Source organism: Pseudomonas sp. NPDC087814 (genome assembly GCF_044742865.1).
GTDB lineage: Bacteria > Pseudomonadota > Gammaproteobacteria > Pseudomonadales > Pseudomonadaceae > Aquipseudomonas.
The window spans coordinates 25,236-37,171 of record NZ_JBIUVK010000057.1; the positions used below are offsets into that span (position 1 = coordinate 25,236).

Genomic DNA, 11,936 nt, shown 5'->3' on the forward strand with positions numbered 1-11,936 from the left:
GTCCCAAGTGTTCCGACCTTATGTTTCACCCACTCAAGGCCTTGGGCCCTGGAGTTATTTCATGGTAGATCACTCATCACCGCCCCGTCCGCCGCTGAGCACCGCAAGCCTGATAATTCGGTTGGCCAGCATCGGCGTGGTGGTTGCCGTCGTGGCCGGGGCGTTTGCCTACGTTAACGGGAGCCTCGACCCACAGCGGTTGCGTCCCAAAACCCTGGTCAATGCCTTGGAAACCAACAACGGCTTGCACCCTGGCTACCGGCGTAACCATGCCAAGGGCGTGTGCGTGGCCGGTTATTTCGAGAGCAGCCCCGAAGCGCGCCAGTACTCCAGTGCCCAGGTATTCAGCGAGGCGCGTACCCCGGTTATCGGGCGTTTTGCGCTGCCCAGCGGCAACCCGTATGCGCCGGACAGCAGCGTGCCGATCCGCAGTTTTGCCTTGCAGTTCAACTTGGCCAACGGCCAGCAATGGCGCACCGGGATGAACAGCATGCCGGTGTTCCCGGTGGGCACGCCCGAGGCCTTCTTCGAGATGCTCAAGGCCGGCGCACCTGACCCGGCCACCGGCAAGCCGAACCCGGCAGGCATGCCGGCGTTCTTCGCGGCGCACCCCGAGACCGCGCCGTTCCTGGCCTGGGTCAAGACCGCCAAGCCGTCTGCCAGCTATGCCACTGAAACCTATAACGGCATCAACGCGTTTTACCTGGTAAACGCCAGCGGCCAACGCCAGGCCGTGCGCTGGGGCGTCGTACCGCAAAGCCAGGATGCTGCGGGGGCCACGGCGCCCGCCGGCAGCGACTTCCTCGAAAAAGACCTGGCCCAGCGCCTGGTAGCCGGGCCGTTGCGCTGGCAGTTGAACCTCACCCTGGCCAACCCGGGCGACCCGGTAGATGACGCCAGCAAGACCTGGACCGGTGAGCACAAGGTGCTGAATGCCGGGACCCTGGTGCTGGAAAGCAGCCAGCCGCAAATGGACGGTGATTGCCGTGACATCAACTTTGATCCACTGGTGCTGCCGAGCGGTATCGAAGCCTCGACTGACCCATTGCTGGCCGCCCGTTCGGCGGCGTACGCCAGTTCCTACCTGCGTCGCACCAGCGAAGTCAGCCAGCTGCACAGCGCCCCTCAGGAGTCGAAGCCATGAATGCCCAACCCCGGTTTTTCGCCCCGCTGGCGCGGCTGCTGCATTGGCTGATGGCGTTGATGATCATCGCCATGCTGTTTATCGGCGCGGGCATGGTGGCCTCGGTTTCCGAACGCCATGAGTGGCTGATCCACCTGCACAAGCCGCTGGGCATTGCGATCCTGGCGCTGGTAATCGTGCGCCTGGTGGTGCGTTTTTCCACGCGCCAGCCGCCGCTGCCTGCCGACTTGCCGCTGTGGCAAGTGCTGGCGGCCAAGGCCTCCCACGTGGTGCTGTATGCGTTGATGCTGGTGTTGCCGCTGCTGGGCTGGGCGATGATTTCAGCGGCCGGCGACCCGGTGATGCTCAGCAGTTCGGTACAGTTGCCGGCGCTGGTGGGGGCGAATGCGCCGTTGTTTGCCGTGTTGCGCAAGGCTCACGGTTACCTGGCGTATTTGCTGTTTCTGACGGTGTTGTTGCACCTGGCGGCGGCGCTGTTCCACGGTTTGATCCGGCGTGATGGTGTGTTGCAAAGCATGACCGGCAGCAAGGACTGAAGCCTTCCCCGGCGACGGTTGCTGTGAGGCAGCCGTCGCCGGGATCGTGGATGTTTAGCGCAATACGCCGACGATATCCGCCACGCTGCTCAACACGTCCTTGCCCAACTGCATCGAGCGTTTGCCCGACCAGCCAGTGTGCGGGTTGGGCGCGTCGTCGTTGTCCTTGAAGGGCATTTCCAGGGTCAGGGACAGGCAATCGAACTTCTCGCCGACGCTGTTGCACGCCAGGGTCATATTGGCTTCGCCCGGCAAATCGCGGGTGTAGCCATGCGCGGTCTGAAAATCCCGGGTGAGGTTGCTCAGGTGGCTGCGGAAGTGTTTTTCCAACTGCTCGATACGTGGCGTGTAGCCCGGGTTGCCTTCACAACCGGCGGTGAACACATAGGGGATTTCCTCGTCGCCGTGGATATCCAGGAACAGGTCAACGCCGTACTTTTCCATTTGTTGCTGGACGAACAGTACTTCGGGGCTGATCTCCTGGCTCGCACTCTGCCAGGCGCGGTTGAGGTCCTGGCCCATGGCGTTGGTGCGCAGATGCCCATGGAACGCGCCATCGGGGTTCATGTTCGGTACCAGGTACAGGTCGGCGGCGGCCAGGAGCTTTTTCAGCTCGGCGTCACCGTCCTGTTGCAGGCGCTCGATGATGCCTTCCATAAACCATTCGGCCATGTGCTCGCCGGGATGCTGCTGGGCGATGATCCAGACCTTGCGCTTGTTGGCCTCGCCCTTGCCACGGCGCAGCAGTTGGATATCACGGCCTTCGACACTTTTGCCGGTGGCCAGCAATTGCGTGCCGGCGCGGTTCAGCGCCTGGTCGATCAGCCAGTCGTGGCGTTCGCGGCTGTAGGGTTCGAAGTAAGCGAACCAGGCCTGTTTTTCACGGGTTTCGAGGGTGATGTGCAGCGTCTCGCCATCAAAGCGGGTGGGCACTCGGAACCAGTTGATATGGTCGTAGGACGCCACGGCGTTGTAGCCGCTCCAGGCGTGCTTGTAAGACGAGTGGCCGGCATTGCTCAGGCGGAAGGTGTGGGTGTGACCCACGTGCATGCCTTCGGCCTTGAAGTGGAACCACTGGAAGTGCTGGCTGCGCGTATCGGGCTTTATCGCCAGCAGCAACTGGTGAGCATCACTGGCGTCGAGCACCTGGATATTGCCACTGTCGAAGTCGGTGCTGATCTTGATGGAGGTCAAGGCCACGGTCATAGTCTGGTTGCCTGAATATGAGTGTTGTGGCGGGCATTTTACACCGGAGCGGGGCAAAGCCTGGATGCAATTTTTGCGGGTGAAGAGGGGGGCGTCGTCCATGACGCCGCCGCAGCTTAGAATCTATGAGATTGATTCTCAAGTGCTATTTTTGAAAGAACCGGCCTAGAGCGCTCGATCGACTTTCTTTTGACGATGGTCTTTTGCTACCATGCGCGCCATCAAGCAACACACAGTCTTCATTAGCCTGAAGTCACGCCAGGGAAAAACTGGCAAAAAAAAGACCCGGCCAAAGAGCCGGGTCAAAAACCGTGATTAGCCTGATGAGGAGATATTCCAAGAGTCCGACCTAAGGTCTCTTGGTCTATCGACTGATCTCGCGATCAGCTAGGTCCAATAATAATCATTATCATTTGCAAGTCAAATGTTTTTATCCCTCGGATAGAAATATTTTTCCCGCGTGCCTGTTACAGGCTGGCCGGCTGTTCGGCACCCCTCGCCGAAAGCCGCAGTGACCGCTCCACCATCACCTTCGCCATATCGATCAAATAGACCACTGAAAACGCCAGGTCCCGGCTATTGCCGTGGGCGCTGTTTGCCGATTCGTACGCAGTGGCCGCGGCGCTGCGCAGCAGGTCGGAGGCGTGGACCAGGGCCTCCTCGTCGCTGATGCCGGGCTTGACCTCGAACAACGTGTCGTCAACGGAGGGCCGTGCGGCATCCTCTTTCAGGTAATAGTCCAGCGCGCGTTGGGCGGCGCCACTGCTGCGCAGGAACAGCCGCTCGTCTTCATCGCAGGTGTCGGGCAGGGTATACGAGGTGGTCGTCATAAGGGCAGTGCTCTGTGTGGGTGTCGAAAGCCTGCAATCGATATTAGTACTAATCGTATTTATGGCGTTTTATTGATTACTACAAACTGTTTATTGTCGTGGTGAGTACACAACGTATTGTCAGGGCCCATGGATAAATGGATAGCGTTGGTCAAGGCCACCATGAAAGACCGCAAGGTCACGCAGGACCAACTGGCGTCGCGCCTGGGCATGTCTCAGGGCGGGGTCGGCCACTGGCTGAACAAGCGTCGGGTGCCGAGCCTTGCCGATATGAACCGGGTGATGCAGGAGCTGGGCCTGGATGGGCTCGAGGTCGCGCTGGTGGTTCGCGAAAAAGCGCTCGCGGCGGTTGCCGAGGAACTGCAGCCGGCGCCGCACTACAACCCGAATTACCGTTACCCGGTGAGCGAAGGGAAGGGAGGCTACCCATTGCAGGAAGAACCTCGGCCGTACGGCGTTACTCGTTTTCAGATGAGCGACTATCACGCCCATGGCAAGGCGTTCTGGATGCGCGTGACTGGCGACGCCATGACCGCCCCCAGCGGCTTGAGTATCAATGAAGGCACGATGATTCTGGTGGACCCGGCCATCCAGCCCGAGCCCGGCAAACTGGTGGTGGCCCAATGGGCATTTGATTCCCAGGCGATCTTGCGCAAATGGGTCAGGCAGAGCGGCCAGCTTTACCTGGTGCCGCTCAACCCTACGTACCCGAAGATGCTGTTCAGTGAAGAGTGCCGGATCATCGGCGTGGTGGCGCAGGCGGTCACGAGGTTTTAACTCGCGGCTTCCAGCTCCACCAGTGCGCTGCCTTCACCGACCATTTCGCCTTCCTGGCAGTACAGCGCCTTGACCACGCCGGCATGGGGCGCGCGAATGCTGTGTTCCATCTTCATGGCCTCCAGCACCACCAACTGCGTACCGGGTTCAACGGTTTGCCCGACTTCCACCAGCACTCGCACGATGCTGCCGTTCATCGGTGCGGTCAGGCCGCCCTGATGGGACTGGCTGGCGTCGACGGCGGCAATGGGGTCGAACAGGCTGACACTGTGCACCTCGCCGTCCCAGCACAAAAACACACTGCCGCCCTCGCGTACCGCCAGATGGGAGCGGCGCACGCCGTGCTGGTCGATCAGCAATTGTTCGCCGTGCAACTGGGGCGGGTTGACGCCGGCTTGCAGCATTACCAGGCGATCCTGGCCGTTGCAGCTCAGGTGCAGGGAAACCTCGCCCGGCAAGCCTGCGCGAAAACCTCGGGTGTCGGCCCAGGGCGAACGGGTGTCAGTACTCGGTTGGGTCTGCATGAACGCTTGGCCGGCGGCCTGCCAGAATGCCTCACTCAATTCGCCAGGCGCCGGCAGCAGCTCATCCTGATAACGCGGGATAAACCCGGTATCGAGCTCGGCAGCGGCAAACGCCGGATGGCCGATAATGCGCCGCAAGAAGCCCAGGTTGGTCTTCAGTCCACCCACGGCAAATTCATCGAGCATGCCCAGCAGCCGCAGGCGCGCCTGTTCGCGGTCTTCGCCCCAGGCAATCAGCTTGCCCAGCATCGGGTCGTAGAACGGCGACACGTTGTCGCCTTGTTCGACGCCGCTGTCTACCCGGCGCCCGGGCCCTGGCGTGGATTCGCGGTACAGCGCCAGGTGCCCGGTGGCCGGCAGAAAATCGTTGGCCGGGTCCTCGGCGTACAGGCGCACTTCAATCGCATGCCCCAGCAGTGGCACTTGCTCCTGAGTCATCGGCAGCGGCTCGCCCTGGGCCACGCGAATCTGCCAGGCCACCAGGTCCAGGCCGGTGATGGCCTCGGTCACCGGGTGTTCCACCTGCAGCCGGGTGTTCATCTCCATGAAGAAAAACTCGCCCCGGGCGTCCAGCAGAAACTCCACGGTGCCCGCGCCCACGTAGCCGATGGCCTGGGCCGCACGCACGGCCGCTTCGCCCATGGCCTTGCGCTGTTCGGCACTCAGGCCCGGTGCCGGGGCTTCTTCGACGACTTTTTGATGGCGGCGCTGGATCGAACAATCGCGCTCATTGAGGTACAGGCAGTGACCGTGCTGGTCGGCGAACACCTGGATCTCCACGTGACGCGGCTTGAGCAAATACTTTTCCACCAGCATCTGCGCATTGCCAAAGGAGGACAGTGCTTCACGCTGTGCCGAGGCCAACGCTTCGGCCAGTTGGCTGACGTCCTCGACCACCTTCATGCCCTTGCCGCCACCGCCTGCCGTTGCCTTGAGCAGCACCGGGTAACCGATACGCTCGGCTGCCTGGCGGAAGGTCTCCAGATCCTGGGCGTCGCCGTGGTAACCCGGCACCAGCGGCACGCCGGCGGTTTCCATCAACGCCTTGGCGGCCGATTTGCTGCCCATGGCATCAATGGCCGAGGCGGGCGGGCCGAGGAAGATCAACCCGGCGGCTTCAATGGCGCGGGCAAACCCTGCGTTCTCCGAAAGAAACCCATAACCCGGGTGAATCGCCTGGGCGCCGCTGGCCTGGGCCGCGGCGATCAGTTTGTCGATTTGCAGGTAACTGTCGGCGGCCTTGCTGCCGCCCAGGTCCACACGAATATCAGCCTCGCGGGTGTGCCGCGCGTCACGGTCGGTGGCGCTGTGCACGGCCACGGTGGTCAGGCCCATGGCCTTGGCGGTACGCATCACCCGACAGGCGATTTCGCCACGGTTGGCTACCAATACGGTAGTAAGCGTCTTCATGAACGCGGCTCCTGAGGCTGCCAGTTGGGCGCGCGTTTTTGCAGAAAGGCACGCAGGCCTTCCTGGCCTTCGGCGCTGACACGGATCCGGGCGATGGAGTTTTCGCAGTAGCGACGCAACGCTGGCGTCAGGGCACCGTGGCCGACTTCCCGTAGCAGGTCCTTGCTGGCACGCATGGCCGCCGGACTGTTGAGCAGCAGATTGGCAATCCACAATTGGACGTGTACGTCCAACTCATCAGCGGGATAACTCTCCGCCAACAACCCGATTTCCCGCGCCCGCTGGCCGCCGAAGCGATCTGCCGTGAGGGCATAGCGTCGGGCAGCCCGCTCACCGATCGCCTGCACCACGAACGGGCTGATCACCGCCGGCGCCAGGCCAATGCGCACTTCCGACAGGCAGAACTGCGCATCGTCGGCGCCAATCGCCATGTCGCAGCAACTGATCAATCCCAGGGCACCGCCGTAGGCCGCGCCCTGGACTACCGCCAGCGTCGGGATCTTCAGCTTGGCGAGGTTGTACATCAGCTCCGCCAGTTCTCGGGCATCGTCCAGGTTGGTGTGGTAATCCAGTTCGGCCGACTGCTGCATCCAGGCCAGGTCGGCGCCGGCGCTGAAGTGTTTGCCGCGCCCGCGCAGTACCAGAAAACGCAGGGCCGGATCGCCTTGCACCCGGTCCAGGGCAATGATCAGTTCGCGGATCATTTCGGCATTGAACGCGTTGTTCTTGGCTTCACGACTGAGCCACAGCGTGGCAAAGCCACGGGGGTCGGTGATCAGTTCGAGGGTGTTGAAATCGCTCATGGGGTGCAGCTCCATTTACATGCGGAACACGCCGAAGCGGCTCGGCTCGATGGGGGCGTTCAGCGCGGCGGACAGGGCCAGGGCGAGCACGTCGCGGGTCTGCAGCGGGTCGATGACGCCGTCATCCCACAGCCGTGCGCTGGAGTAGTAGGGGTGGCCCTGGGTTTCGTACTGGTCGAGGATCGGCTGCTTGATCGCCGCTTCCTCATCGCTGCTGAAACCCTGGCCGGCGCGCTCGGCCTGCTCACGCTTGACCTGCACCAGCACGCCGGCGGCCTGTTCGGCGCCCATCACGCCGATGCGTGCGTTGGGCCACATCCACAAGAAGCGCGGGTCGTAGGCGCGTCCACACATGCCGTAGTTACCGGCGCCGAAGCTGCCGCCGATGATCACGGTGAACTTCGGCACCTTGGCACAGGCTACCGCTGTCACCAGTTTGGCGCCGTGCTTGGCGATGCCGCCGGCTTCGTATTTCTGGCCGACCATGAAGCCGGTGATGTTTTGCAGGAACAACAGCGGAATCCCGCGCTGGCAGGCCAGTTCGATAAAGTGCGCGCCTTTTTGCGCGGCCTCGGCGAAGAGAATGCCGTTGTTGGCCAGGATCGCAATCGGATAGCCGTGCAGGTGCGCAAAGCCGCACACCAGTGTGGTGCCAAACAACGCCTTGAATTCATCGAACACCGAGCCGTCCACCAATCGCGCGATCACTTCGCGCACGTCGAACGGTTGCTTGGCGTCGGCCGGAATCACGCCGTACAGCTCTTCGCTGCTATAAAGCGGCGCCAGCGGCGTGCGTTGTTGCAATTGCCCCAGCTTGCGCCAGTTGAGGTTGGCCACACTGCGCCGAGCCAGGGCCAGCGCATGTTCGTCGCTGTCGGCATAGTGGTCGGCCACCCCGGAAATCTTGCAGTGCACATCGGCACCGCCCAGGTCTTCGGCGCTGACCACTTCTCCGGTCGCCGCCTTCACCAGCGGCGGGCCGGCGAGGAAGATGGTGGCTTGCTGGCGGACCATGATTGCTTCGTCCGCCATCGCCGGCACATAGGCACCACCGGCAGTGCAGGAGCCCATCACCACCGCGATCTGCGGGATGCCCTGGGCGCTCATGTTCGCCTGGTTGAAGAAGATCCGTCCGAAGTGCTCGCGGTCCGGAAATACTTCATCCTGACGCGGCAGGTTGGCGCCGCCGGAGTCCACCAGGTAGATGCAAGGCAGGCGGTTCTGCTCGGCGATGGTCTGGGCGCGCAGGTGTTTCTTGACGGTCAGCGGGTAGTACGAGCCGCCTTTCACCGTGGCGTCGTTGGCGACGATCATGCATTCGACGCCTTCCACCCGGCCAATCCCGGCAATCACCCCGGCAGCGGGCACGTCTTCGCCGTACACCTGATAAGCCGCCAGCTGGCTGAGTTCAAGGAACGGCGAGCCAGGGTCGAGCAAGCGATTGATCCGCTCGCGGGGCAACAGCTTGCCCCGCGACGTATGCCGCTCCTGGGCCTTGGCGCCGCCGCCTTGCTGCACCTGGGCGAGCAGGGTATGCAGGGCGTCGACCTGTTGGAGCATCGCCGCGCTGTTGGCGGCGAATTCCGCCGAGCGCGGGTTGAGCTGGGTGTGCAGGGTAGCCATGGTGCGCGCTCCGTTCAGCGGGTTTCGTTAAACAGTTCGCGACCGATCAACATGCGCCGGATCTCACTGGTGCCGGCACCGATTTCATACAGCTTGGCGTCACGCAATAGACGACCAGCCGGGAATTCATTGATATAGCCATTGCCGCCGAGAATCTGGATCGCGTCGAGGGCCATCTGGGTAGCGCGTTCGGCGCTGTAGAGGATCACGCCGGCGGCGTCCTTGCGCGTGGTTTCGCCGCGCTCGCAGGCCTGGGCCACGGCGTACAGGTAGGCGCGGCTGGCGTTGAGCTGGGTGTACATGTCGGCGACCTTGCCCTGGATCAACTGGAACTCGCCGATGCTCTGGCCGAACTGCTTGCGGTCATGGATGTAGGGCACGATCAGGTCCATGCAGGCCTGCATGATCCCGGTCGGGCCGCCGGACAGCACAACGCGTTCGTAATCGAGGCCGCTCATCAGCACTTTCACGCCGCCATTGAGTGCGCCGAGGATGTTTTCTTCCGGCACTTCGACGTCATCGAAAAACAACTCGCAGGTGTTGGAGCCGCGCATGCCGAGCTTGTCGAACTTGTTGCTGCGGCTGAAGCCCTTCGAGTCGCGCTCGACGATAAACGCGGTGATGCCGTGGGCACCCTTTTCCAGGTCGGTCTTGGCGTAGATCACGTAGGTATTGGCATCAGGGCCGTTGGTGATCCAGGTCTTGCTGCCGTTGAGCACATACACACTGCCGCGTTTATCGGCGCGCAGCTTCATGGAGACCACGTCGGAGCCGGCGTTCGGCTCGCTCATGGCGAGTGCGCCGATGTGTTCGCCGCTGATCAGCTTGGGCAGGTATTTGAGTTTTTGCTCATGGGTGCCGTTGCGGTTGATCTGGTTGACGCAGAGGTTGGAGTGCGCGCCGTAGGACAACGCCACCGAAGCCGAGCCCCGGCTGATTTCTTCCATGGCCACCACGTGGGCCAGGTAGCCCAGGCCGGCGCCGCCGTATTCTTCCGGCACGGTGATGCCCAGCAGGCCCATATCGCCGAACTTGCGCCACATATCGGCGGGGAACAGGTTGTCGATATCGATCTGCGCAGCGCGCGGCGCCAGTTCCTTGGCCACGAAGGACTGCACCTGGTCGCGCAGCATGTCGATGGTTTCACCGAGGGCGAAGTTCAGGGAGGGGTAACTCATGGACGGGCACCTTCTAGCGTTGTTTTTGTATGGCCAATACGCCGGGGAGGGCGATCACCTTTACGTTAACGTAAACTTGCGTTGCGGGCCTGTCAATCGTAGTTTACGTTTACGTCAACCTACAAAAAAGACAACAGGGGTCGTTATGGATCAATCGAATCAGAGCTACAGCCGCGGCTGTCAGGATAAGGCCTTGCTGGCCATGACTATCGGCCAGGCCTTTGATCAAACGGTTTCGCGCTACTCCGACGGCGAAGCCTTGGTCGTGGGCCATCAACAGCGTCGCTACACCTGGCGGCAACTGGCAGAGACGGTTGACTTGCATGCACGTGCGTTCCTGGCCTTGGGGATGCAGGCCGGCGACCGCTTGGGCATCTGGGCCCCCAACTGCGCCGAGTGGTGCATCAGCCAGGTCGCCAGCGCCAAAATCGGCGTGATTCTGGTCAATATCAACCCGGCGTATCGCAGCAGTGAATTGGAGTACGTACTCAAGCAATCCGGTTGCCAGTGGTTGGTGTGCGCCGGGTCGTTCAAGACCTCCGATTACCACGGCATGTTGCAGGAGCTTCAACCTGACCTGCGCGGCATCATCAGCCTTGATCCCAGCCCGCCCCCGGGGTTTACGCCCTGGTCGCAATTGGCGGCCCTCGGGGCAGGCGTCCCGCCCGAGCAATTGCAGATCCGCCAGGCCGGCCTGCACTTCGATCAACCCGTCAATATCCAGTACACCTCCGGCACCACCGGCTTCCCCAAGGGCGCCACCCTCAGTCACCACAACATCCTCAATAACGGCTACATGGTTGGCGAAAGCCTGGGCCTGACGGCGCAAGATCGCCTGGTGATCCCGGTGCCGCTGTATCACTGCTTTGGCATGGTGATGGGTAACCTGGGCTGCATCACCCATGGCACCACGATGATCTACCCGAGTGACGGTTTCGACCCATTGCTGACCCTGGCTGCCGTCGCCGAAGAACAGGCCACCGGGCTATACGGGGTGCCTACCATGTTTATCGCCATGCTTGATCACCCGCGCCGCGCCGAGTTCGACCTGTCGCGCCTGCGCACCGGGATCATGGCGGGCGCCACTTGTCCGATCGAGGTGATGCGCCGGGTTATCGGCGAGATGCACATGAGTGAGGTGCAGATTGCCTATGGCATGACGGAAACCAGCCCGGTGTCGTTGCAGACCGGGCCGGATGATGACCTTGAGCGGCGTGTTACGACGGTTGGCCGGACCCAGCCACAGCTGGAAAGCAAGATTATCGATGACGCCGGTAACACGGTTGCTCGGGGCCAGGTAGGGGAGCTGTGTACCCGTGGCTACAGCGTGATGCTCGGTTACTGGAATAATCCTGACAGCACTCGTGAGGCTATCGACGAGGCGGGCTGGATGCACACCGGCGACCTGGCGACCATGGATGAACATGGGTATGTGTGCATCGCCGGGCGTAACAAGGACATGATCATTCGCGGAGGTGAGAACGTGTACCCGCGGGAGTTGGAGGAGTTTTTCTTTACTCATCCGGCGGTGGCGGATGTGCAGGTGATCGGGATTCCGGATGAGCGCTATGGTGAGGCGATTGTGGCGTGGATCAAGTTTCATCCGGGGCATGTGGCTAATGAGCTTGAGCTGCAGACGTGGTGCAAGGGGCGGATTGCGCACTTCAAGATGCCCAAGCATTTCAAATTTGTGGATGAGTTTCCGATGACGGTGACGGGGAAGATCCAGAAATTTCGGATGCGGGAAATTATGATTGAAGAGTTGAAGGGGGGTGAGGGGTGTTTATCCGTTATTTAGGTAACGGCGGCTTATGGTTTCGCTCTTACAGCGAGTCACTTTGCAAAAGCGTGTACGGACCGGACACATGGTGGACACATGTACGGGGACATGGTTGACACATTATG

At 61.8% G+C, this 11,936-nt stretch carries 10 protein-coding genes; 4 read left to right on the forward strand and 6 right to left on the reverse strand.

What is annotated here, in order from left to right:
* The first annotated feature begins 61 nt into the window (after positions 1 to 61).
* Together ACIOMR_RS27200 and ACIOMR_RS27205 are read left to right on the forward strand one after the other, a co-directional pair.
* Positions 62 to 1,144, forward strand: a complete 1,083-nt coding sequence (locus ACIOMR_RS27200; protein WP_401197397.1) for a catalase family peroxidase — start codon at positions 62 to 64, stop codon at positions 1,142 to 1,144.
* The gene (locus ACIOMR_RS27205; protein WP_003212459.1) at positions 1,141 to 1,680 is read left to right on the forward strand and encodes a cytochrome b; all 540 of its coding nucleotides are present in this window, start codon (positions 1,141 to 1,143) and stop codon (positions 1,678 to 1,680) included. Before ACIOMR_RS27200 ends, ACIOMR_RS27205 begins: the two co-directional genes overlap by 4 nt.
* A gap of 54 nt (positions 1,681 to 1,734) precedes the next feature.
* Here the strand turns inward: ACIOMR_RS27205 and ACIOMR_RS27210 are convergent, their stop codons facing one another.
* Complete coding sequence (locus ACIOMR_RS27210; protein ID WP_008431496.1) at positions 1,735 to 2,886, reverse strand: M14-type cytosolic carboxypeptidase; 1,152 nt, start codon at positions 2,884 to 2,886, stop codon at positions 1,735 to 1,737.
* A 467-nt stretch (positions 2,887 to 3,353) separates the two neighbouring features.
* On the reverse strand, positions 3,354 to 3,716 hold the full coding sequence (locus ACIOMR_RS27215) for a DUF6124 family protein (RefSeq protein WP_401197401.1): 363 nt from the start codon (positions 3,714 to 3,716) through the stop codon (positions 3,354 to 3,356).
* 129 nt (positions 3,717 to 3,845) lie between these two features.
* Here ACIOMR_RS27215 and ACIOMR_RS27220 point away from each other — a divergent pair, with 129 nt between their 5' ends.
* The gene (locus ACIOMR_RS27220) at positions 3,846 to 4,493 is read left to right on the forward strand and encodes a LexA family protein (RefSeq protein WP_401197404.1); all 648 of its coding nucleotides are present in this window, start codon (positions 3,846 to 3,848) and stop codon (positions 4,491 to 4,493) included.
* On the opposite strand, the gene ACIOMR_RS27225 is transcribed toward ACIOMR_RS27220, so the two are convergent.
* From ACIOMR_RS27225 to ACIOMR_RS27240, 4 genes are read right to left on the reverse strand one after another with little or no spacing between them, the layout of a single operon-like run.
* Positions 4,490 to 6,427 (reverse strand): acetyl/propionyl/methylcrotonyl-CoA carboxylase subunit alpha, encoded by a 1,938-nt coding sequence (locus ACIOMR_RS27225; RefSeq protein WP_401197407.1) that lies wholly within the window; start codon positions 6,425 to 6,427, stop codon positions 4,490 to 4,492. The two genes, ACIOMR_RS27220 and ACIOMR_RS27225, sit on opposite strands and share 4 nt — an antisense overlap.
* Positions 6,424 to 7,230, reverse strand: coding sequence for a gamma-carboxygeranoyl-CoA hydratase (locus ACIOMR_RS27230; protein ID WP_102369520.1), 807 nt, complete (start codon positions 7,228 to 7,230; stop codon positions 6,424 to 6,426). Before ACIOMR_RS27230 ends, ACIOMR_RS27225 begins: the two co-directional genes overlap by 4 nt.
* A gap of 15 nt (positions 7,231 to 7,245) precedes the next feature.
* Positions 7,246 to 8,853, reverse strand: a complete 1,608-nt coding sequence (locus ACIOMR_RS27235) for a carboxyl transferase domain-containing protein (protein ID WP_003212470.1) — start codon at positions 8,851 to 8,853, stop codon at positions 7,246 to 7,248.
* 14 nt (positions 8,854 to 8,867) lie between these two features.
* A complete protein-coding gene (locus ACIOMR_RS27240; RefSeq protein ID WP_003212472.1) occupies positions 8,868 to 10,031 on the reverse strand; it encodes an isovaleryl-CoA dehydrogenase in 1,164 nt (387 codons plus the stop codon).
* Positions 10,032 to 10,176: 145 nt separating this feature from the next.
* On the opposite strand from ACIOMR_RS27240, the gene ACIOMR_RS27245 reads away from it, so the two are divergent.
* A complete protein-coding gene (locus ACIOMR_RS27245) occupies positions 10,177 to 11,829 on the forward strand; it encodes an AMP-binding protein (protein WP_401197409.1) in 1,653 nt (550 codons plus the stop codon).
* Positions 11,830 to 11,936: the final 107 nt, after the last annotated feature.